Raw genomic sequence first — 19905 nt, 5'->3', positions numbered from 1 at the left:
AACCTGGTGCAAGGCAATTGGGCCGGGCCTACGCAACGCCGGACGAACGAATGCCTCGCACCCCGCTGCAGCTGCCATCAATGCAGGATCCACCCGATCAGACAGATCAACGCCGCGGACGCAGCGATGTAGCCACGCATCCGGCTTTCCGCACAGGCAGACTGCGGATCGAAACCGTGAGGCGGCTCATGATCTCGGATGTCGTCGCTCAGGGACATGGTCAAAGCTAAGCCGTGCTCCGTCTCGGTGGCGGCGAGGCCCAAGCCTGCATCCGCTCGATCCCGCTGCACACCCGGCCGGTGGATCCTGCCGTCCCAAGGGGACGGTCGAGATCCGATCCCGCTCGTCGCGGGCCTGCAAGGAAGATGCGCTGCGGAGCCATGATCGTGTCGATCCCGGCGCCGGCGGTCAAACGAAACGAACGCTTTTATTCGGCCGCTTCGGAGGACAGCGTTCTTCAGATCTCAGGCGGAACACGCACGCCTTTGCTCAATCGACGGCCACCCCGCAAAACCGGCTTTCGATTCACACGCCGGCCGGATCGTCCGGAACCGTCGCGGCCCGGACGGGCGGGCGCGAGCCCAGGTGGTCCCGGAGTGTCCGGCCCTCGTAGTCGTTACGGAACTGGCCGCGGCGGCGCAGCTCGGGCAGCACCAGCTCGATGAAGTCGTCGAGGCCCCCGGGCAGGGTCGCCGGCATGATGTTGAAGCCGTCGGCGCCCTTGGCCCGGAAGCGCTCCTCCATCTCGTCGGCGATCTGGGCGGGCGTCCCGACGATCTGCGAATGGCCCCGCGCGCCGGCGATCCGCAGGTAGAGCTGGCGGAGCGTCAGGCCCTCCCGGCGAGCGAGATCGAACATCAGCTGCTGGCGGGATTTCGCACCCTCGGCCTCGGGCAGCTCCGGCACGGGACCATCGGGATCGTAGCCCGACAGGTCGAAGCCGCCGACCATGCGCTCCAACAGGGCCAGGCCCACCACTGGGTCGATCAGGTCCTGAAGCGCGTCGAACTTGGCACGCGCCTCCGCCTCGGTGCGACCCACCACCGGGAACAGCCCCGGCATCACCTTGAGGTCGTCCCGGGCCCGGCCGAAGCGGGCCATCCGCTCCTTCAGGTCGCCGTAGAACGCCACCGCCTCGTCGAGCGTCTGGTTGGCGGTGAACACGATCTCGGCGGTGCGCGCCGCCAGATCCTTGCCGGGTCCCGAGGACCCCGCCTGGACGAGGACCGGCTGCCCCTGGGGCGTACGCGAGATGTTGAGCGGGCCCCGGACCTCGAAATGCTTGCCGCGATGGTTCAGCGGCCGGAACCCGTCCGGCTTCGAGAACTGGCCAGAGGCGCGGTCGAGGATCACCGCCCCGTCGTCCCAGGTGTTCCACAGGCCCAGGACGACGTCGACGAACTCCTCGGCCCGCTCGTAGCGGTCGGTGTGGCGGGCGATCTGATCGGTGCCGAAGTTGGCGGCCTCGGCATCGGTCGTCGAGGTGACGAGGTTCCAGCCGGCCCGTCCGCCGCTGAGGTGATCGAGCGAGGCGAAGCGCCGGGCGACGTTGTAGGGCTCGTTGAAGCTGGTCGAGGTGGTGGCGACAAGCCCGATCCGGCTCGTGACTGCCGCCAGCGCCGACAGCAACGTCACCGGCTCGAAATGGGCCGAGCGGGCGGTGCGCTCGCTGGAGCGCAGGTTGCCATCGCGGATACCGGTGCCGTCCTCGAGGAACACGAGATCGAACTTCGCGGCCTCGGCCCGGCGCGCCCAGCCGACATAGCGTTCGAGATTGAGCCCGCCATCGGCTTCGCTCGACGGGTGGCGCCATCCGGCCACGTGATGCCCGGTGGCGTAGAAGAAGGCACCGAGGCGAAGCGTATCCTGTGTCATCGGCCCATCGGGGTTGGAGGAGGGCCGCGCCGCGTCAGCGCACCATGCCCCAGCGCCGGACCGTGAGCCGCTCGAACGTCGCGAACACGACGTTCTCGACGATGAGCCCGATCGCGATGACCAGCAAGAGGCCGGCGAAGACCCGGTCGGTATAAAGCTCGTTGCGGTTTTGGTAGATGTACCAGCCGAGCCCGCCCTGACCGGAGGCGGCGCCGAAGACCAGCTCGGCCGCGATCAGCGTGCGCCAGGCGAAAGCCCAGCCGATCTTGAGCCCGGACAGGATCGCCGGCAGGGCCGCCGGGATCAGGATCTGCCAGACATAAGCCAGACCGGTCAGGCCGTAATTGCGCCCGGCCATGCGCAGGGTCTCGGGCACGCCCTGGAAACCCGCAAACGTGTTCAGCGCCAGCGGCCACAGCACCGCGTGGACCAGCACGAAGATCAGGCTGCCGGATCCGAGCCCGAACCAGAGCAGGGCCAGCGGCAGCAGCGCGATGGCCGGCAGCGGGTTGAACATCGCGGTCAGGGTCGAGAGCAGGTCACGGCCGAACTGGGTCGAGACCGCGAGCGTCGTCAGGCCGAAGGCCAGCACCACGCCACCGAGGTACCCTTCCGCCAGCACCGTGAGGGAGATCCGGGCCCGCGCCAGGAGTTCTCCGCTGCCCAGGCCCTCCGCGAGGGCCGACAGGGTGGCGCCGAAGCCGGGCAGCAGGAGGTCGTTGTCCTGCCAGCGCGCCAGCGCCTCCCAGACGAGGGCGAGCGCGACCAGGATCAGGCCTTTGCGGAGCCAGCCCTGCTGCCAGATCCGGGTCGACAGCGGCAGCACGCGCACGACCGGAGCTTCCACGAAGGGCGGGAGCACAAGGTCGTATTCGGAGCGGATCGGCGGGCGGACGTGCTGAGTCATCGCGCTGGGGCCGCCGGCCCGGAGGGGTCGGTGGGCGTCTCGAACAGGCGCTCGTGCAGGCGCCGAATCGCGGCCTGGAACGCGTCGCTGCCGACGCTCGTCAGGTCGAAGGCGTGGCTGTTGTACTCGCCCCGGATCCGGCCGGGATGGGGCGAGAGCAGCGCCACCCGGTTGCCGACCACGAGCGCCTCCTCGATCGAATGCGTGACGAACAGCAGGGTGAAGCGCACCTCCTCCCAGAGCGCCAGCAATTCCTCCTGCATCTTGCGCCGGGTCAGCGCGTCGAGGGCCGCGAAGGGCTCGTCCATCAGCAGCACCTTGGGCTGCGTGGCGAGGGCGCGGGCGATGGCGACGCGCTGCTTCATGCCGCCGGAGAGCTGGTGCGGGTAGCTGTCGGCGAAGGGCGTGAGGCCGACCTTGTCGATGTAGTGCCGCGCCCGGGACTCGGCCTCGCGCCGGCCGAGGAGACCGGCGGCACGCAGCGGGAAGGCCACGTTCTGCAGGACGGTCTTCCACGGCGGCAGCTGGTCGAATTCCTGGAAGACCACGATGCGGTCCGGCCCCGGCCCGCGCACGAGCTCGCCGCCGAGGGTAATCGATCCCTCCACTGGCGGGATGAAGCCGGCGATCGCCTTGAGCAGGGTGGACTTGCCGCAACCCGAGGGGCCGAGCAGGATGAAGCGATCCGCCTCGTAGACATCGAACCCGACCCGGTGGGTCGCCCGGACCACGCGCTCCGGGGTGCGGTATTCCAGGGTCAGGTCCGAGACCCGCAGCAGCGGCGCCGGCAGGGACGCCTGCGGTGTCAGAGCTTCGTCGTGTCGGGGGCTCGGCTGAACCGCCCCATGCCGCTGCCCCGTCGCAAGATCGTGGTGCTCCTCGACCAGGCTCATCCGCTCAGCTGCCCGTCGCGATACGGGGATTGGCGAAGAAGTATTCGTCGAGCGCCTTCGGTTCGTTCCGGATCGCGCCGACCCGGTGCATGAACTGCCCGAGCCCGAGCGTGTTCTGCGGCTCGACCTTAAACGTGACCTCCGGGTTCCGGATGACCTTGAGCAGCAGGTCGCGGTCGATCCGGCTGTTGGTGGTCCGGATGTAGATGTCGGCCGCGATCTCCGGATTGTCGGTGATGAACTGCGCCGCCTCCGCGAGGGCGTCCACGAAGGCCGTGTAGGTTTTCGGGCTGTCCCGGTAGAATTTCTCCGTGGCGTACAGGACCGTCGAGGAGGCGGGGCCGCCCTGGACCGCGTAGGAGTTCAGGACGACGTGGGCGTTCGGGGTGCCGGCCAGCTCCTGCTCCTGGAACGGCGGGTTGCCGAAATGGCCGGTGATCTCGGTCCCGCCCTTGATGATGGCGGCCGACGCCTCCGGGTGCGGGACCGCGACGCTGATCGTGTCGAGCCGGGCGAAGTCCTTGTCGCCCCAGAGCTTGGCGGAGGCCCATTGCAGGATGCGGGCCTGAACCGACACGCCGACCGCCGGCAGAGCGATCCGGTCCTTGTCGGTGAAGTCGCCGATCGTCTTCACCTCGGGCCGGTTGGAGACGAGGTAATAGGGAAAGTTGCCGAGCGAGGCGACGCCCTTGACGCCCTGCCGGCCGCGGGTGCGGTCCCAGAGCGTGAACAGCGGCCCGACCCCGGCTGCCGCAACGTCGATGCTCCCCGACAGGAGCGCATCGTTCACGGCCGAGCCGCCGGAGAGCTGCGCATACGTGACCGTGATGTCGAGGTCGGCTTTCGCGCCGTGTTTCTCGATCAGCTTCTGGTCTTCCGCCACGTTGAGCAGCAGGTAGACGATGCCGAACTGCTTCGCGATGCGCAGCTGCCCCTCGGCGGCCTTGGCGGGGCCGACGATGGCGGCGGCCAAGCCGGCCCCGAACACGGCGGCCGCTCGCCTGCGCGAGAACAGTCTCTGTCGCGTGCCAGTCATGTTTCCTCGCGGTATCAGTCTAAGGCACGCGAACACGGCCTGATCACCGACCGGAATCTGCCTTCGACGGGGCTCACCGTCAACGGGAACGTTCTTTTTACAGAACGAGGTCCGAGAGATACTGCTTCTCTCCGGGCAGGAGATCGAAGAATATTCTCTTCAGCAGCCCGCCGAGCCCAGCGAATTTGGTCGCCAATGCCGGAATAAGAAAGCCTATTTTTCCTGCCCGGGCCCGCTGCGGCGATCCGTTCCCCAAAACGACCGGACGCGTCGGCGCCCGGGCGATCGGAGAGGACCAAGCCGCTATCCATCCTTCGAAGCGGAGATGGTTTGCGTCGAAATCCGATGATCTTTGGAATACTCGATCCGGCGGCTCTGGTTTAGTTTGCACGTCACAATCAACGCCCTGCGGCAACAGCAATCGCCCTGACCGGATCGCATCCGGACCTCCCCGCTTCGTCCCGAGCGGGGTTGGTCTCGCGGGCCGAGCCTGCGCGCGGCGGCTGCAGCATCCCGTCAGACACATCGGGGATGCGCCTGAGCGCGCCCGCGACTGCGAAAGCGACCATGAAGTCCCGCGCAACCCTCCGCCGCCCAGCCGCCGCAGGCCTGTCGACCCACAACACCGGCCCCGCGCTGCGCTGCGTCGCGGCACTGCTGCTCCTCGCGTTGGCTGCTGGCCCGGCGCTCGCCCGGGTGAAGGTCGGCGTCACCCCCGGCTCGCTGGCCGATTCCGTTTACGTCGCCGCGGAGGAGGCCAAGGCCCAGGGGCTCGATGTGCAGGTGGTCGAATTCACCGATTGGACGACGCCCAATCTTGCCCTCGCCAACGGCGATCTCGACGTGAACTACTTCCAGCATCAGGCCTTCCTCGGCAACGCCGTGAAGGAAACCGGCTTTCCGCTGAAAGGCGTCGGCCTCGGCATCCTGCCGAATATCGGTCTGTACTCGGAGAAGCACGCGAGCCTGGCCGCCCTTCCGGACGGGGCCAGGGTGGCGGTGGCGAACGATCCGGTGAACCAGGGCCGGGGCCTCGCCCTGCTCGAGACCGCCGGGCTCATCAAGCTCAAGGACGGCGTCGGCGCGAAGGCGACCCTCGACGACGTGGTCGCCAATCCGAAGAAACTCACATTCGTCGAGATCGAGGGGCCGCAACTGGTCCGCGCCGTCTCGGATGTGGATCTCGCCCAGGGCTATCCCGGCCACTACGTCAATGCCGGCCGAGCCGACTACGCCAGCAAGGCGCTGATCTACTCGGGCGTGGGCGACCAATATTACGCGATCCGGTTCGTGACCCTGGCCGACCGGGCCGACGACCCCGAGATCGCGAAGTTCATCGGCCTCTACCAGACCGCGCCGGCGGTGCGGGCGCGGATCGACGCGTCCTTCGCCCACGATCCCAACCTCTATTCCCTGCCCTGGCTGCCGCACGCAGCCCCATCCCAGAGTTCCGTCCGATGAGAATCCTGAATGTCCTCGCCGCCGCCGCCGTCCTGTCGCTCGGCGCGATGGCCGCCCGGGCGGAGACCCTCAAGGTCGGCGTCGTGCCGGGCGCCTATGCCGACGCAGTCAACGTCGCGGCGGCCGAGGCCAAGACGCAGGGCATCGACGTCAAGGTGATCGAGTTCAGCGACTGGACGACGCCGAACGTTGCGCTGGATGCCGGCGACATCGACGTCAACTTCTTCCAGCATCGCCCCTTCATGGAGAATGCCGAGAAACAGAAGGGCTACGCGTTCGCGATCGTCGGACTCGGGATCCTGCAGAATCTCGGGCTCTATTCCCTGAAGCACAAGAGCTTCGAGGCGATCCCCGTGGGCGGCACGGTGGCGATCGCCAACGATCCGGTGAACCAGGGCCGCGGCCTGCTGCTGCTCCAGAGGGCCGGTCTGATCAAGCTGAAGGACACGGTCGGCTTCCTCGGCACCCTCGACGACATCACGGAGAACCCGAAGAGGCTCAAGTTCACGGAGGTCGAGGGGCCCCAGCTCGCCCGCATCACCGGCGATGTCGATCTCGCCCAGGGCTATCCGCACTTCATCGTCGCCGCCGGCACCTTCGATCCCACCAGCGGCCTCATTTATACCGGCATCGAGGACAAGCTCTTCGCAGTGAGCTTCGTCACCAAGGCGGCGCGCAAGGACGATCCGACCGTCACGAAGTTCGTCCGGATCTTCCAGAGTTCGGAGGCGGTCAAGCGGCAGATCCACAAATCCTTCGCCAACAGCGACAAGCTCTACGTTCTGGCGTGGCAGAACTGATGGCCGGCCTCGCCTTCGACAGCCTGCGCGCGCCCGCCCGCTGGATCGCCCGGGACCGGCCCGGAATCGCCGCCGCCGCGCCCGCGATGACGCCGGCGCCGGAGAACCGCACGGCCGGCACCGTGCGGTTCGAGGCGGTCTCGAAGACCTACCTGTCCGCGGCCGGCCGGGTTCGGGCCCTCGATACCGTCGACCTCGACGTGCCCGCGGGCGCGATCTTCGGCATCATCGGCCGCTCGGGAGCGGGCAAGTCCAGCCTGCTGCGCACGGTCAACCGACTGGAGGAGCCGACATCTGGCCGCGTGCTGGTGGACGGCGCGCCGATCGAGGCGCTCGACACCGCCGGGCTGGTGGCCCTGCGCCGACGCGTCGGCATGATATTCCAGCACTTCAACCTGCTCTCGGCCAAGACCGTGCGCGGGAACGTGGCGCTGCCGCTCAAAGCCGCCGGCCTGCCGACGCATGAGATCGCAGCCCGGGTCGACGAGGCGCTGCGCCTGGTCGGGCTTGAGGGCAAGGCGGACACCTATCCGTCGCGGCTCTCGGGCGGCCAGAAGCAGCGCGTGGGCATCGCCCGCGCCCTGGTCAGCCGCCCGGAGATCCTGCTCTGCGACGAGGCGACCTCGGCGCTCGATCCGGAGACGACCCTCACGATCCTGAACCTGCTGCGGGACATCAACCGGCGGCTCGGGATCACCATCATCCTGATCACCCACGAGATGAGCGTGATCCGGGAGATCTGCAGCGACGTGGTGGTGCTGGAGAAGGGCGCTGTCGTCGAGACCGGGCCGGTCTGGCGGGTGTTCGGCGCTCCGGAGCATCTCACCACCCGGGCGCTCCTCGAACCGTTGAGCCGCGGCCTTCCGGCGGATCTGGCCTCCCGCCTCCGGCCGCACCCCGCGCCGGGGACCGCGACGGTGCTGGCGATCACCTATGCGGGCCAGGCCGCGCCGGATCTGTCGGCCCTGGCCGCTGCCGCGGGCACACCCGTGCGCCTGCTCCAGGCCGGTATCGAGCAGATCCAGGGCCACGCTGTCGGCCGGATGCTCGTGGCCATCGAGGCGGCGGGGCCGGACGCGGAGGATAGGCTGCGCGGGCTCGGAGTAAGCGTCGAGAGGATCGGGTATGTCGCCGCAGATGATTGACCGCCTCTGGCAGGCCTTCCTCGACACGCTCGTGATGGTCGGCGTCTCGGCCGGGATTGCGGTGCTCGCCGGCATCCCGCTCGCCCTCTTCCTGGTCACGTCGGAATCCGGCGGCATCTTCCCGGCGCCGAAGGCCAACCGGGTGGTCGGGACGATCGTCAACGGCTTCCGCGCCGTGCCCTTCATCGTCCTGCTCGTGGCGCTGATCCCGTTCACCAGGCTTGTGACCGGCACCACCATCGGCGTCTGGGCGGCGATCGTCCCGCTCTCGGTCAGCGCGACGCCGTTCTTCGCGCGGATCGCCGAGGTGTCTCTGCGCGAGGTGGATGCCGGGCTGATCGAGGCGGCCCAGTCCATCGGCTGCCGGCGCCGGCACATCCTGCTGCACGTGCTCCTGCCCGAGGCGCTACCGGGGATCCTCGGCGGCTTCACGATCACGGTCGTCTCGATGATCGGCGCCTCCGCGATGGCGGGGGCGGTCGGCGCCGGCGGCCTGGGCGATGTCGCGATCCGGTACGGCTACCAGCGCTTCGACACCACCGTGATGGCGGCGGTGATCGCGGTGCTGATCGCCCTGGTCTGCCTGGTGCAGTTCACGGGCGACCTGACGGTGCGGCGGCTGCGCGCCCGCTGACGGTCCCCCCGGCAGGCGCGCCACACCCGGCGGCCTTCGCGCGCGCCCTCTCTCCGTCCGAGATGATCCGATCATGAGCCTGCAGCACCGCGCCGACGACCGCGTCGGCGGTCCCGAGGACCGGCGGCCGCTGCCGCCCAGCCGCCCGCACCGGATTTCCACGGATGCGGAGGCGATCGAGGTCGCCCGGGTGGTGGCCGCCCGCTTCGCCGACGGCGCCGCCGGGCGCGACTGCGACCGCATTCTGCCCTGGACGGAGATCGAGGCGTTCACCGCGAGCGGCCTCGGCGGCATCACCGTGCCGCGGGCCTATGGCGGCGCGGATGTGGCGCACGCGACCCTGGCCAAGGTGTTCGCCATCCTGGCCGCCGCCGACGGCTCGGCCGCCCAGATCCCGCAGAGCCAGTTCGGCGTGCTGGCGCTGGTGCGGGCGGCGGCGACCCCGGACCAGCAGGCGCGGATCTTCGAAGCGGTGCTGGCCGGCCACCGGATCGGCAATGCCGGGCCGTCCCGCAACGGCAAGGCGATCACCCAGGTCGAGACGCGGCTGGCGTCGGGGCCGGACGGCCACCGCCTCACCGGCACACGCTACTATTCCACGGGCGCCCTGTTCGCCCACTGGATCCCGACCCGCGCGGTGGGCCCGGACGGGCAGCCGCTGCTGGTCTGGGTGCGCCGGGACGCCCTGGGGGTGCGGGTCGTGGACGATTGGCAGGGGTTCGGGCAGCGGACCACGGCCAGCGGCACGGTGCTGTTCGAGGCGGCGCCGATCGAGGACGGCCTGACCATCGAACTCGCGCCCCTGGCCGAGCGGCCGGCCCTGTTCGGCCCGGTCTCGCAGCTCGTGCAGGCGGCGATCGATGCCGGGATCGCCCGGGGCGCGACCGAAGCCGCCCTGGACTTCGTGCGGACCCGGACGCGGCCCTATCTGTTCACCGTCGAGACCATCACCGAGGATCCGCACCTCCTCGGCGAGGTCGGGCGGCTGGAGGTCGACCTGCACGCCGCCGAGGAAGTGCTCGCCCGGGCCGGCCGGACGCTGGATCGCATCGCCGCCGCTCCGGTCACCGCGCAGAGTTCGGCCGAGGCGTCGGTCGCCGTCGCCGAGGTCAAGATCCTGACCACGGAGGTCGCGCTGGAAGCCGCCGAGCGCCTGCTGGAACTCGCCGGCGCCTCGGCGACCCGCGCGAGCTATAATCTCGGTCGCTTCTGGCGCGACGCGCGGGTGCATACGCTGCACGATCCCGTCCGCTGGAAATACCATCTGCTGGGGGATTACACCCTGAACGGCGCGCTGCCCGCCCGGCACCAGTGGAACTGAGCGCCATGCCGCTTCAGCCGCACGAATCCGCCTTCACCCGGAAGCCCGAGCCGCCGCGCCGGGTGCCGGTGCTCGCCGACGATGCCGCCGCCCTCGCGGCCGCCAGGACCCTGGCCGACGACCTCGCCGAAGCGGCCGTCACCCGCGACCTCGACCGGCGGCTGCCCTTCGCGGAGATCGAGCGTTTCACCGAGACCGGCCTCTGGGCGATCACGGTGCCGTGCGAATACGGCGGCCCAGGCGTGAGCGCCGCCACGGTCGCGCAGGTGATAGCGATCATCGCGGCATCGGACGGGTCGATCGGCCAGATCCCGCAGAACCATTTCTACGCCGTCGAAGTGCTCCGCAACGGCGGCACTGAGGCACAGAAGCGCGATCTGTACGGGCGGGTTCTGGCCGGCGAGCGGTTCGGCAACGCGCTCGCCGAGATCGGCCAGCGGGACCACACCCGTCGCACCCGGCTCGTGCGCGATCCGTCGGGCTGGACCGTCGAGGGGCGCAAATATTACTGCACCGGCTCGCTGTTCGCCCATCGCATCCCGGTGATGGCGAATGCCGAGGAGGACGGCCGCGCCGTGGCCTATCTAGTGTTCATCCCCCGGGACGCCCCCGGCGTCACCCTGGTGGACGATTGGGACGGGTTCGGCCAGCGGATCACCGGCTCGGGCTCGATCCTGTTCGAGCGCGTGCGGGTGGAGCCGGACTGGGTGGTGCCGTTCCAGGCCTCGATGGACCGCCCCACCGCGATCGGCCCCTTCGCCCAGATCCTGCACGCCGGGATCGATCTCGGCATCGGACAGGGCGCCTTCGCGGCGACGCTGCCGTTCGTGCGCGACCGGGCCCGGCCCTGGATCAATTCCGGCGTCGCGCGCGCGAGCGAGGACCCGCTGACCCTCCACGCGCTGGGCGACGTCCGGGTGCGTCTGGCCGCGGCCGATGCCCTGCTGGAACGGGCCGGCCGCTTCGTCGATGCCGCGCAAGGTGAGCCCGACGCGGACAGCGTCGCTGCGGCTTCCGTGGCGGTGGCCGAGGCCCGGGCGTCCAGCCATCGCGCCGGGCTGCTCGCGGCCAACACGCTGCTCGAACTCGGCGGCACCTCGGCGACCGACCGGGCCGAAGCGCTGGACCGCTACTGGCGCAACGTCCGCACCCACACCCTGCACGATCCCGTGCGGTGGAAGTATCACTGGATCGGCGCCTACCACCTCGACGGCCGGCTGCCGCCCCGGCATGGAGCGCTCTGATGGCCGCCAGGAAGCAGATCCAGCTGAACGCGTTCAACATGAACTGCGTCGGCCACATCAACCACGGGCTGTGGACCCATCCACGCGACCGCTCGTCGGAGTACAACACCCTGCGCTACTGGACCGATCAGGCGAAGCTCCTGGAGCGCGGCCTGTTCGACGGGCTGTTCATCGCCGACATCAGCGGCGTCTACGACATCTACGGCGCCGGCATCGACGTGACCGCCCGCGAGGCGGTGCAGCTCCCGGTCAACGATCCGAGCCTGCTGGTCCCCGCCATGGCGGCGGTGACCGAGCATCTCGGCTTCGGGGTGACGATCAACGTCCACACCGAGGCGCCCTACACCTTCGCCCGGCGCCTCTCGACCCTCGATCACCTCACCGGCGGCCGGATCGGCTGGAACATCGTCACCGGCTACCTCGACAGCGCCCATCGCGGCCAGAGCGGCGGCGCCCTGCCCGCCCATGACCGGCGCTACGACTATGCCGACGAGTATCTGGAGGTTCTCTACAAGCTCTGGGAAGGCAGCTGGGACGACGCGGCCGTGCGCCGCGACCGGGAAGCCCGGGTGTTCAGCGATCCGGCCCATATCCGGCCGGTCTCGCATCACGGCGCGTTCTTCGACGTCGAAGGCTACCACCTGTCCGAGCCGTCCGTGCAGCGGACCCCGGTCCTCTACCAGGCGGGCGCCTCGGGCCGCGGCCGGGCCTTCGCCGGGCGCCACGCCGAGTGCGTGTTCATCTCCGCCCGCGACCGGGGGGCGGCCCGGGAGGCCGTCCGGGCGATCCGGGCCGAGGCGGTGGCCGCCGGGCGCCATCCGGAGGACGTGAAGGTGTTCGTCGGGCTGGCGGTGATCCCCGGGCACAGCCGGACCGAGGCCGAGGAGAAGCGGGCCGAGTACCAGCGCTACGCAAACCCGGAGGCGGGCTTGGCGCATTTCTCCGCCTCCACGGGGATCGACTTCGCACGCTACGGCCTCGACGAGGCGATTCCCTACGGTCCGGGGAACGCCATCCAGTCCGCCAATGCGGCGGCCGCCAAGCGCGGATTGACCAAGCGCGACCTGCTCGGGGAGCTGCAACTCGGCGGGCGCTACGCGGTCCTCGCGGGCGACGCCGTCTCGATCGCCGACGAACTCCAGGCCTGGGTCGAGGAGGGCGAGGTCGACGGGTTCAACCTCAGCCGGATCGTCGTGCCTGAGAGCTTTTCCGACTTCATCGACATTGTAATCCCCGAACTTCAGGATCGAGGGCTCTACAAGACCGCGTACGCGAACGGATCATACCGGCACAAACTGTTCGGGCAGGGCGACCGGCTGCCCGAACGCCACGCTGCCCATGCCTTCCGGGGTCCGCCAGTCGGCCGCGCGCGAGCTGTATAAGGGATGCGTGGAGCGTGCGCTGAGGCGAGCGGGCGGCGCTTCGTTGCTGAAGCTACCATCCTCTCCGAAGTGGACTGGTAGCTTTCGGCCACCTTCGGTCATCTGGAAGCGATGAAATTTCCGGCAAGCAGACGTTCCGACGCTCTAAGTAGGGTCGTGAACGACGCGACGGCGGTAAGGGTTGGCGCAAGCGACGGCCTGACCGGGTAGGTCGACGCGATGGCGGCGGGCGAACTCGACAAGCCGCCGCAGGGCAGTCTGCCGAAGCATGCTGCGGGGATCCCCGCCGCAGCGGCATCACGGCCGGGGAGGTGCGGGGTCACCTCCAGAGGATCGAAGGCCACAAGCTGACGTTGTGCGGCTTGCCGGAGCGCTGGCTCGCGGTCGCCCTTCGTCATCCGCAGCACGTCCAATGGGCGCATCGTCAGCACCTTGCTTCCGGCGGTGCGAGCCAGCGCAACGCTGTCTTGGCCGCTGCCACGGAAAAGGTCCGGCCCTGGCCGAGCCCGGCGCGCATAATTTCGTACCGGATGTTCGTTCGCAGGACGATGCGGCCAATATCGATGTCAGCGCCAAGGACTCCCGCCAATTCGGTGGAGTCGATCGCCAGGGCCGCGGCGATTTCCTCATTGCTGGCCCCGTATGCCGCAAGCGCCGTCGCACACCGCCTTCGCCGGCCCGCTTCTCCGCAGGGCAGACGGCTGAGCACGTCGACCAGAGCAATAATCGGATCTGGAGCGATTACAGGCCCCGGTTTCCGCCCTGCGCCAGGGCGATTTCCGCCGTGCTGACCGGCCATTTTTGCCCCCAACTTGAATTGAGAAATCGGGCTTGAGGAAATTAAATCTGCGAATGCGACCCTGTGCGGTCAGAAGCCCTCGCGGCCCGGACTTTTGCCTCCCCCCTCCCTTGGTAATCAGAGCGGGCGATCAAGCTGACACGGGCTCCAGCGTGGTCCGCATCATGTCGGCGGCTGCAGCGGCCCGCGCGTAGGCGTCAGGAGCGACACGACGGTCTCGGGGTGGGCTACCTCCCGGATCTTTGCGACGGGCGCTGTTGCCTCTCGCTGACACTCTGTGACGGCTCTCTGGTAGGCGGTGGCAGGGAGGTCGCCTTCAGCCTGCACCGTCTTCACGTCGATCGGCAGGACGGGCGTGCGCCGGATCAGGTCTATCAGCATGTCGGTGGTATCGTCCCGGGTCATGCCGCCACCGGCTCGGGAGCTGCGCGAGCGGCGAGCGCATGCACGGCAACATCGATGTCGTGGAATTGCCCGATGGCTTCACAGGCTGGGATGTAGGCGTAACAACCGCCCCGACAGGGGGCAACGGATCCAATCAGGACTCCGGCTTGATACAGGTCGAGGGCCATGACGAGGCCTCCATGTACGCGTTACAAGCATTCACGCTAGCACGATAATCTTTCCAAGTTAAATCCGTTCCCGGTTTGGACACAGAGCCGATCTGGAGGCGTGCACGGCCTTTGCTTGGCCGGATCGATCGCGCCGACTCCGTTACGCTGGTCCTCAGCAGCTCCTTCCTTGCTCGGGTGCCGGTGCTGTTTGGCTTCCGAATGTCCGACTCCACTTCGGCGGATCGTCGACTCGGCCTTCCGCTCTTCATGCTCTAGGCTGGCGAGCTGCGCCCGGGTCGGGATTGGATCGGTCATCACGCTACCATCTAATCCGAATTACGGTGTGAGCCTGTACTGCCAAATCCGATTTGACAACGGCCGCCCCGGTGCGGAGCGGCCGACAGACCCGCAAGCTGCGGTTTTTACAAGGTCAGGTGTCCGGCGTCGCAAATTTCTTGAGGTGCTTCATCACTTCCGGAACGGGACGCCTTAGAAGGGCAAGTGCTTTCCGAAGGTCCTCCAGCTCGTCCTCCATCATAGAAATGTGCTCCATCGCGTGGCCAATTGCTCCCGTCCGCTCTCTGTCGCGTAATTCAGCACCCCGTTCATCTCCGAACTCGCTGAGGCATTTCGCCAGGAACACCTCACGCTCAATCTTTATATCCGGTTCGATATATTTATCAGACTCCCGATAGCAGACATCCCAAATATTATTGAAAAGCCATACACCACTGTGATATATTTCGGAAGACATGCGATTTATTCCACTCAATGCCGCGTCGCGGTCAGGTCGAGCGTCTCACCCACCGTGGACCTGAAGCCACCGATCCGGATCTGAAACTGCCACTGGTCCGCCTTCTCAGGCTTTGCGCCGCCGCATCGCCAGACCTGCCACTCCCAGCGCCCGTTCACTTCCTCTGGCAGGAGAGTGACAACCTCGAACCGGCCCGGGTCGGACCAGTCGTTGCGCCGGGCGATGTGAAAGCCAGGGCGCGCCTCGTCATCTTCGAGGCACGGCGTGAGGCGGGGGGAAACGGTGATCGCGCGGGCCATCAAGCTTTCCCTCCGGTGACCCGCTGGCGCAAGATGCGGCGCTCGATGACCACGGCCGGGCGAGGCAACGGCTGAGAAACAGGCAGCGGTAGCTCTTCCGGCCGCGACACGACCGCCTCTCTCAGGGGAGGCATTACCGAAGCGACCTGTGCGAACACGGCGAACTCGTCATCGTGCCGCTCAGCCAGGACCCGTGCTTGCGTCTCAGCCTCGGCAAGGCTGGCATGCTCGAAAGGTCGGCTCGCGATCCGGATCAAAATCCCGGACTCCTTGTGGCGCCGTGCAGTCAGATAGCCACCGCGGATGCATTGTCCCGGCTTTCCGATGGGGCCGGTGGTCTCAGGGGAGGTTGGTTTTGGGTAAGTCATGGCGATCTCTAACTAAGGAATTGCGGACAGAGGCTCAGCGGTGCGCGAGCCGGGTGGTGATCGCGTCGAGACGGTCGATCGTGTCGAGATCGGCGGCGATCTGCCGGATGAGGGCGGCGCGCAGCGAGCGGATAGCCTCGCGGTCGGGCTCCGGGCCTCGCATGGTGGCTATTGCGGTCGAGACCGGGCCGAGCTGCGGGCGCGGGTGCGGGGCGGCCGAAGCCGTGTTATGGATTTGCATGGCTGATTTCCTGCTCAGGGATTTGGCTGAGGCTCGGGGGCGCCGGCCGGCGCTTCCCGGGCCGTTTCGTCTCAGGCGCGCGGCGAGCCGCCGCCGTATTGATCCGCGAGCGCACAGAGCGCCTCGACGGCCTCCATGGTCCTCTGAGCGTGCCCGCTGGCCTGGGTCGTGGCCGAATCCGATGGTGGGCCGGCCGCTGACACCGCCGCCGCATATCCCAGCGCTGCCTGCAGGTTCAATGCGGTCGCCGCCATCAGAGCCGCCATCCGCAGAGTGATCCCGTGCTTGCTCCACTCACCGCTTGCCGACGTCGAATTGAATAGCTCCTGAAATTCGTCGGCAGTGATCGCACCAGCGCGGGCTGCATAAAGCCGCTGGGCCATATGCGCCGCCATCGCGACCGCGGGATGCAATGGGCCGTGATCATTCCGGTGAGGCTCATTTTTTCTCTTTCAGACATGACTTCTCCTTCGGGCCAGAGCCCGGCTGCACACCGCCACAGCCTGCGGCGGATTTCTAATGCGTGAGTGAGGTCGATCGAACGTCTGTGTCGTCGATTGATCGACAGGCATCTAGATACCTGTTTCTCTATCCCTGTAGATAGCTAATCGACGAAGACGAATACTTGGATTACCGAAATACTCAAATCGAATAGTTCGGGTAACTCGAGAATTGCGGATATCGGGAGGCTGCTACGATGAAGAGTGTTCGCGTCAGGATGTCGGGGAGGCGGAGGCGCCGGGCGATGCGCTGACCCAAGCCAATCCAGCCAAGATATTAATAGTAGTTACAGAAGTGACACTGGCCACAGCGGTTACAGAAGTGACACTGGAACACGTGCACAAACGTCACTGGCACAAAGTCAGAAACGTCACTGGCTTCTGATTTTATTCCCGAACTTTGCACCCCGTTTTTGAGCCGGCATTTGACCGGTATCAGCCGGTCGGTCCGTCGCGCTGTGTCGAGCTTCCGCCGCGGCTTGCTCTGCCTCTGACAGGGTATTGAACCGCTTCCATCGGACCGTAGCGGCGCCGTTCTCGCTGGTCGGCAGCCATGCCAGGCGAAAGAGGCTGGGTGCCCCAGGAAAATCGCCATACCCTCGAGTGCCCTTCCGAGGCATATCGACGAAGCCGAGGACAAGTGCTTCGGCTATCGCCCTGCGGATGCTCCCGCGCCGAATCCCGGCTCGCTCGAAATCATCGTAGGTGACCGGGAGCGAACCGTTCTGGCCGCCGCCGTGAGACATGTGTTCGACACACACACGGTCGACCACGAGGCGTGCATTCTGGGACATCGCACGCCATGCCGGACTCTCCACCATCTCGCGTGTGAACCAGACAAAGGCTTGGCCCTTTGGGACGCTGTTCAACTTCCTGAATTTCGAATCCAGGAATTTGCCAGTTGAGCGCCCAGTTGCGTTGACCCTTCGGGCGGTGAGGTTCTCGCTCATGCGGCACCGCCGGGTGCCAGCAGCAAAGTCCAGCATGCGGCCCTAATATTTCCCTCAATCGCCTGAAGCTCAGCGCGAGCGATGTCAGGGGCGACGCCGCGCCGCCGAAGTGTCTCGGCTTGGATGCCGAGCTGCCGAGTGAGATGAGCCTCGGCCTTCGTGGCTGTTCTGGCCTGCGCCATGTGCGCGGCGTGTCGGCGGATAAACCCCCGATCTCGTGAGCGGGGAAACGGAACGACGATCGCGCTCATGCCGCATCTCGACGACGCGCTGCGGACGCCTGGGATCGCTCCCAAATCAGAAGCTTGGAAAGCGGATAAAGCTTGCGCCGGTTGATCACCATCGGCGCCGGGAAGCCCAGTGCTTCATCCCGGTCCCATCTATTCAGCGTCGCCGCCGAAATTCGATATCTGCTGCGCACCTCGGCGCTGTTTAACCAGTTCTCTGTATCGCTCATCGGTCGTTCCTGTTTGTCTGCGAGCGACCGATTCAATATGCGTGTTTCTAGGTGCCTTCCATGGCATCCGTATTACCGGGCAAATTACCAAAATACCATGCGTCGTTGTCCGCACGGTCACGCCGCGGATCTAGCTTCCAACGCTGAATGGCTCGATTTAATGTATTCAAACTGGGTTTTCCAAGACCGGTCGCCTCATGTACTAAGTTGACGAAGCGATGAAGTTTGTTTGTGCCGGTCGCAGACCCAGCAACTTGTCTGCCGTGTTGTTCCCAAGTCGTGAAAAGACTTGGCCATATAATAGATGTTACAAGGTTGTTGTTTGCCTCGTGGCGCGGAGGAAGAAAATAATATCCCCTTAGCAAATTATCATTGTTTGCAAGAATACTTGAACTGCTTGCAACATCTGCGACCAAATTTTGTAATTTCTCCAGAGATATTGATTTATCTCGCCATAGTGGCTTACGTTCAAGTCCTTTTATGCCAAGCTCATGGCCCAATATTTCAAATAAATCATGCAATGGAGTATCGCAAACTGTTTCGTCTGATAAAAGATTTGAAAGTAGGAGCGCTGCGGCGGAGATCTGAGATAGTTTGGATCTAATCTTGCCGACCGAACCCATTTTTTTTTTCGTAATATAAGACATTCGATACAATTCAACTCGCATATATATGGAAATGGCTGCGTGGCATGATTGCTCATAATGTTTTAAGCTAAGAAGTGTGCCTATTTCTTGGATTTGCTCGCGTGAAAACGGCAATTCCCGACATATCTCTTCACAAGTCATTACGATTGCTTTTTTGCCGTATGAATGCAGGCTTTTTTTGATAGAAGTACGTCGAGGTGCGCGGCCCACAGCTCCATCGCTTCGCGTCGGTCATCTTCGTAATCGTGGCGCTGGTAAATGCCGACGATTCCGGCGTGCGTGCCCGACGTGTGATTCAACGCCTTCTCGACGACGTGCACCGGTATCTTGAGCCGCCCGCATCCGCTGGCGAAGGTCCGTCGCAGATCGTGCAGCCGCCAGGGCGCAGCTTCATCACCATCAGGCAGCAGCGCAGCAGCAAGGCTCTGGAGCCGCTCCGTGGCCTTCGATACACCGCTGAACGCCGTCTCACCGGTGGTGGTGAACAGCAAGCGTGGGCGTTGGCCGACACGCGGTAGTCGGCGGAGAATCTGCAAGGCGTGCGGGGCGAGCGGCACGACGTGGGCGCGATCGTTCTTCGCCCGGCCGCGCGGGATCGTCCAGGTCGCGGCGTCGAGGTCGAATTCCCGCCATTCCGCTTCGAGCACCTCGGACCGGCGCTGGCCGGTCAGAATAAGCAATTGGACGACAGGACCGAAGGGATAACCGATCTGTTCTGCTGCCTTCCACGCGGCGACCAATTCGCTATCGGACAGCACGCGGTCGCGCGACACCTCGGGGGAGGGCGGTTTGAGGCCGGCCATCGGCGATGCCTCCAGGATCCCGCGCTCGACCGTCCAGGCGAAGAACCGCCTTAGGGCCGCGAACAGCCGATTCGCGTGAATGGTGGCACCGCGAGCGACCACTGCGTCGAGGGCATGCAGCACATCTTTCCGGCCGATTGTTCGGACGTCTCGATCTTGCCACCGGTCCGTGGCGTCGAGGGTGCGGGTCAGGAACGATTCGGTTTCGCGCCAACTCCGATTCCGAGGTTTGGCGTATCGCTCGATGTAGTCCGCCGCGACTGCACCGAATCGCATCGTCTCCGTTGCCGAGGGCTCAGATTTGGCAGCCTGTTTCTCGCCGGCCGGATCCCGCCCTTCAGCAACAGCTCGGAGCGCGGTACGGGCGGCCTCGCGAGCCTCGGTCAGGGGCACTCGCGGATAGGGCCCAAGGGTGAGCTTCTTAGGCTTGCCGTCTGCCCGGTACCGGACAGCCCAGGACTTCCCGCCGCTCGGTTGGACCACAAGGTAGAGGCTGGGCAGCGCGCCGTCCGGCACCTCACGACGCTTGGTCGGATCAGGCTTTGCCGCTTCGACCGATTTCAGGGTCAGGACAGCCAACGTGTACCCCGGGGCGGCGTTACCCGGGCCAGGATGCGGCAGCGGGGTATCGCTCGGGTAACGGAAATGCCGCGCCCGATGGCGTTACCCCATGAGTGATGGATGAGCGATCACTGCGCGTCAAGCCATTGCGTGCCAGTGACTTGATGAGCGGTAGATGCACGGATTTAAGCGGCGACGAAACGGTCTCGAACGGACTTTTAATCTGTAGGTCCTGGGTTCGAGTCCCAGCGCGCTCACCATGCAATTCACGATG

24 protein-coding genes and 1 tRNA gene are annotated in these 19905 nt (G+C 66.2%); 8 read left to right on the top strand and 17 right to left on the bottom strand.

Annotation, left to right across the window (positions count from 1 at the left end; all coding sequences use genetic code 11):
• Positions 1-77: 77 nt before the first annotated feature.
• From ACYQPG_RS27355 to ACYQPG_RS27335, 5 genes are all read right to left on the bottom strand, one after another.
• Complete coding sequence (locus ACYQPG_RS27355) at positions 78-263, bottom strand: hypothetical protein (protein WP_461232133.1); 186 nt, start codon at positions 261-263, stop codon at positions 78-80.
• A gap of 262 nt (positions 264-525) precedes the next feature.
• Complete coding sequence (locus ACYQPG_RS27350) at positions 526-1875, bottom strand: LLM class flavin-dependent oxidoreductase (protein ID WP_461232132.1); 1350 nt, start codon at positions 1873-1875, stop codon at positions 526-528.
• 34 nt (positions 1876-1909) lie between these two features.
• Positions 1910-2782, bottom strand: a complete 873-nt coding sequence (locus ACYQPG_RS27345; RefSeq protein WP_461232131.1) for an ABC transporter permease — start codon at positions 2780-2782, stop codon at positions 1910-1912.
• Positions 2779-3675: an ABC transporter ATP-binding protein gene (locus ACYQPG_RS27340; RefSeq protein WP_461232130.1), complete on the bottom strand. Its 897-nt coding sequence runs from the start codon at positions 3673-3675 to the stop codon at positions 2779-2781. Before ACYQPG_RS27340 ends, ACYQPG_RS27345 begins: the two co-directional genes overlap by 4 nt.
• A 4-nt stretch (positions 3676-3679) precedes the next feature.
• A complete protein-coding gene (locus ACYQPG_RS27335) occupies positions 3680-4711 on the bottom strand; it encodes an ABC transporter substrate-binding protein (RefSeq protein WP_461232129.1) in 1032 nt (343 codons plus the stop codon).
• Positions 4712-5278: 567 nt separating this feature from the next.
• Here ACYQPG_RS27335 and ACYQPG_RS27330 point away from each other — a divergent pair.
• The 7 genes from ACYQPG_RS27330 to ACYQPG_RS27300 all read left to right on the top strand — a co-directional run bounded on the left by ACYQPG_RS27330 (position 5279) and on the right by ACYQPG_RS27300 (position 12698).
• A complete protein-coding gene (locus tag ACYQPG_RS27330) occupies positions 5279-6172 on the top strand; it encodes a MetQ/NlpA family ABC transporter substrate-binding protein (RefSeq protein ID WP_461232128.1) in 894 nt (297 codons plus the stop codon).
• A complete protein-coding gene (locus ACYQPG_RS27325; RefSeq protein WP_461232127.1) occupies positions 6169-6972 on the top strand; it encodes a MetQ/NlpA family ABC transporter substrate-binding protein in 804 nt (267 codons plus the stop codon). Before ACYQPG_RS27330 ends, ACYQPG_RS27325 begins: the two co-directional genes overlap by 4 nt.
• A complete protein-coding gene (locus ACYQPG_RS27320) occupies positions 6972-8117 on the top strand; it encodes a methionine ABC transporter ATP-binding protein (protein ID WP_461232513.1) in 1146 nt (381 codons plus the stop codon). The genes ACYQPG_RS27325 and ACYQPG_RS27320 overlap by 1 nt, the downstream gene beginning before the upstream one ends.
• The gene (locus ACYQPG_RS27315) at positions 8098-8751 is read left to right on the top strand and encodes a methionine ABC transporter permease (RefSeq protein ID WP_461232126.1); all 654 of its coding nucleotides are present in this window, start codon (positions 8098-8100) and stop codon (positions 8749-8751) included. Before ACYQPG_RS27320 ends, ACYQPG_RS27315 begins: the two co-directional genes overlap by 20 nt.
• Positions 8752-8824: 73 nt before the next feature.
• Positions 8825-10072 (top strand): SfnB family sulfur acquisition oxidoreductase, encoded by a 1248-nt coding sequence (locus ACYQPG_RS27310; protein WP_461232125.1) that lies wholly within the window; start codon positions 8825-8827, stop codon positions 10070-10072.
• A 5-nt stretch (positions 10073-10077) separates the two neighbouring features.
• A complete protein-coding gene (locus ACYQPG_RS27305) occupies positions 10078-11316 on the top strand; it encodes an SfnB family sulfur acquisition oxidoreductase (RefSeq protein ID WP_461232124.1) in 1239 nt (412 codons plus the stop codon).
• Positions 11316-12698 carry an LLM class flavin-dependent oxidoreductase gene (locus ACYQPG_RS27300; RefSeq protein ID WP_461232123.1) on the top strand — a complete coding sequence of 461 codons (1383 nt, stop codon included), beginning with the start codon at positions 11316-11318 and terminating at the stop codon, positions 12696-12698. The genes ACYQPG_RS27305 and ACYQPG_RS27300 overlap by 1 nt, the downstream gene beginning before the upstream one ends.
• Positions 12699-13659: 961 nt before the next feature.
• On the opposite strand, the gene ACYQPG_RS27295 is transcribed toward ACYQPG_RS27300, so the two are convergent.
• The 12 genes from ACYQPG_RS27295 to ACYQPG_RS27240 all read right to left on the bottom strand — a co-directional run bounded on the left by ACYQPG_RS27295 (position 13660) and on the right by ACYQPG_RS27240 (position 19649).
• Positions 13660-13902 carry a hypothetical protein gene (locus ACYQPG_RS27295; protein WP_461232121.1) on the bottom strand — a complete coding sequence of 81 codons (243 nt, stop codon included), beginning with the start codon at positions 13900-13902 and terminating at the stop codon, positions 13660-13662.
• Complete coding sequence (locus tag ACYQPG_RS27290) at positions 13899-14069, bottom strand: hypothetical protein (protein WP_461232120.1); 171 nt, start codon at positions 14067-14069, stop codon at positions 13899-13901. Before ACYQPG_RS27290 ends, ACYQPG_RS27295 begins: the two co-directional genes overlap by 4 nt.
• A 412-nt stretch (positions 14070-14481) precedes the next feature.
• On the bottom strand, positions 14482-14805 hold the full coding sequence (locus tag ACYQPG_RS27285; protein WP_461232119.1) for a hypothetical protein: 324 nt from the start codon (positions 14803-14805) through the stop codon (positions 14482-14484).
• Positions 14806-14819: 14 nt separating this feature from the next.
• Complete coding sequence (locus ACYQPG_RS27280) at positions 14820-15104, bottom strand: hypothetical protein (RefSeq protein WP_461232118.1); 285 nt, start codon at positions 15102-15104, stop codon at positions 14820-14822.
• The gene (locus ACYQPG_RS27275) at positions 15104-15472 is read right to left on the bottom strand and encodes a hypothetical protein (protein ID WP_461232117.1); all 369 of its coding nucleotides are present in this window, start codon (positions 15470-15472) and stop codon (positions 15104-15106) included. Before ACYQPG_RS27275 ends, ACYQPG_RS27280 begins: the two co-directional genes overlap by 1 nt.
• Positions 15473-15506: 34 nt before the next feature.
• The gene (locus tag ACYQPG_RS27270) at positions 15507-15713 is read right to left on the bottom strand and encodes a hypothetical protein (RefSeq protein ID WP_461232116.1); all 207 of its coding nucleotides are present in this window, start codon (positions 15711-15713) and stop codon (positions 15507-15509) included.
• Positions 15714-15784: 71 nt separating this feature from the next.
• Positions 15785-16108: a hypothetical protein gene (locus tag ACYQPG_RS27265; protein WP_461232115.1), complete on the bottom strand. Its 324-nt coding sequence runs from the start codon at positions 16106-16108 to the stop codon at positions 15785-15787.
• 476 nt (positions 16109-16584) lie between these two features.
• Complete coding sequence (locus ACYQPG_RS27260) at positions 16585-17163, bottom strand: hypothetical protein (protein ID WP_461232114.1); 579 nt, start codon at positions 17161-17163, stop codon at positions 16585-16587.
• The gene (locus ACYQPG_RS27255; protein ID WP_461232113.1) at positions 17160-17414 is read right to left on the bottom strand and encodes a DUF6074 family protein; all 255 of its coding nucleotides are present in this window, start codon (positions 17412-17414) and stop codon (positions 17160-17162) included. The genes ACYQPG_RS27260 and ACYQPG_RS27255 overlap by 4 nt, the downstream gene beginning before the upstream one ends.
• A complete protein-coding gene (locus tag ACYQPG_RS27250; RefSeq protein WP_461232112.1) occupies positions 17411-17620 on the bottom strand; it encodes a DNA-binding protein in 210 nt (69 codons plus the stop codon). The genes ACYQPG_RS27255 and ACYQPG_RS27250 overlap by 4 nt, the downstream gene beginning before the upstream one ends.
• A gap of 47 nt (positions 17621-17667) precedes the next feature.
• Complete coding sequence (locus tag ACYQPG_RS27245) at positions 17668-18408, bottom strand: hypothetical protein (protein WP_461232111.1); 741 nt, start codon at positions 18406-18408, stop codon at positions 17668-17670.
• Complete coding sequence (locus ACYQPG_RS27240) at positions 18408-19649, bottom strand: tyrosine-type recombinase/integrase (protein WP_461232110.1); 1242 nt, start codon at positions 19647-19649, stop codon at positions 18408-18410. The genes ACYQPG_RS27245 and ACYQPG_RS27240 overlap by 1 nt, the downstream gene beginning before the upstream one ends.
• 148 nt (positions 19650-19797) lie before the next feature.
• On the opposite strand from ACYQPG_RS27240, the gene ACYQPG_RS27235 reads away from it, so the two are divergent.
• Positions 19798-19891 (top strand) — tRNA-Ser (locus ACYQPG_RS27235).
• Positions 19892-19905: the final 14 nt, after the last annotated feature.

The sequence above is a fragment of the Methylobacterium sp. CM6246 genome (genome assembly GCF_054818005.1).
This window is presented reverse-complemented; position numbering and strand designations above follow the sequence as displayed.

Coding starts and splice junctions, on each gene's coding strand:
- ACYQPG_RS27320 (WP_461232513.1), top strand. CDS start 6,972: ATGGCCGGCCTCGCCTTCGACAGCCTGCGCGCGCCCGCCCGCTGGATC.
- ACYQPG_RS27300 (WP_461232123.1), top strand. CDS start 11,316: ATGGCCGCCAGGAAGCAGATCCAGCTGAACGCGTTCAACATGAACTGC.
- ACYQPG_RS27295 (WP_461232121.1), bottom strand. CDS start 13,902: ATGACCCGGGACGATACCACCGACATGCTGATAGACCTGATCCGGCGC.
- ACYQPG_RS27260 (WP_461232114.1), bottom strand. CDS start 17,163: ATGAGCGAGAACCTCACCGCCCGAAGGGTCAACGCAACTGGGCGCTCA.
- ACYQPG_RS27250 (WP_461232112.1), bottom strand. CDS start 17,620: ATGAGCGATACAGAGAACTGGTTAAACAGCGCCGAGGTGCGCAGCAGA.
- ACYQPG_RS27270 (WP_461232116.1), bottom strand. CDS start 15,713: ATGCAAATCCATAACACGGCTTCGGCCGCCCCGCACCCGCGCCCGCAG.
- ACYQPG_RS27280 (WP_461232118.1), bottom strand. CDS start 15,104: ATGGCCCGCGCGATCACCGTTTCCCCCCGCCTCACGCCGTGCCTCGAA.
- ACYQPG_RS27290 (WP_461232120.1), bottom strand. CDS start 14,069: ATGGCCCTCGACCTGTATCAAGCCGGAGTCCTGATTGGATCCGTTGCC.
- ACYQPG_RS27305 (WP_461232124.1), top strand. CDS start 10,078: ATGCCGCTTCAGCCGCACGAATCCGCCTTCACCCGGAAGCCCGAGCCG.
- ACYQPG_RS27285 (WP_461232119.1), bottom strand. CDS start 14,805: ATGTCTTCCGAAATATATCACAGTGGTGTATGGCTTTTCAATAATATT.
- ACYQPG_RS27345 (WP_461232131.1), bottom strand. CDS start 2,782: ATGACTCAGCACGTCCGCCCGCCGATCCGCTCCGAATACGACCTTGTG.
- ACYQPG_RS27330 (WP_461232128.1), top strand. CDS start 5,279: ATGAAGTCCCGCGCAACCCTCCGCCGCCCAGCCGCCGCAGGCCTGTCG.
- ACYQPG_RS27245 (WP_461232111.1), bottom strand. CDS start 18,408: ATGACTTGTGAAGAGATATGTCGGGAATTGCCGTTTTCACGCGAGCAA.
- ACYQPG_RS27275 (WP_461232117.1), bottom strand. CDS start 15,472: ATGACTTACCCAAAACCAACCTCCCCTGAGACCACCGGCCCCATCGGA.
- ACYQPG_RS27265 (WP_461232115.1), bottom strand. CDS start 16,108: ATGGCGGCGCATATGGCCCAGCGGCTTTATGCAGCCCGCGCTGGTGCG.
- ACYQPG_RS27340 (WP_461232130.1), bottom strand. CDS start 3,675: ATGAGCCTGGTCGAGGAGCACCACGATCTTGCGACGGGGCAGCGGCAT.
- ACYQPG_RS27350 (WP_461232132.1), bottom strand. CDS start 1,875: ATGACACAGGATACGCTTCGCCTCGGTGCCTTCTTCTACGCCACCGGG.
- ACYQPG_RS27315 (WP_461232126.1), top strand. CDS start 8,098: ATGTCGCCGCAGATGATTGACCGCCTCTGGCAGGCCTTCCTCGACACG.
- ACYQPG_RS27325 (WP_461232127.1), top strand. CDS start 6,169: ATGAGAATCCTGAATGTCCTCGCCGCCGCCGCCGTCCTGTCGCTCGGC.
- ACYQPG_RS27310 (WP_461232125.1), top strand. CDS start 8,825: ATGAGCCTGCAGCACCGCGCCGACGACCGCGTCGGCGGTCCCGAGGAC.
- ACYQPG_RS27335 (WP_461232129.1), bottom strand. CDS start 4,711: ATGACTGGCACGCGACAGAGACTGTTCTCGCGCAGGCGAGCGGCCGCC.
- ACYQPG_RS27255 (WP_461232113.1), bottom strand. CDS start 17,414: ATGAGCGCGATCGTCGTTCCGTTTCCCCGCTCACGAGATCGGGGGTTT.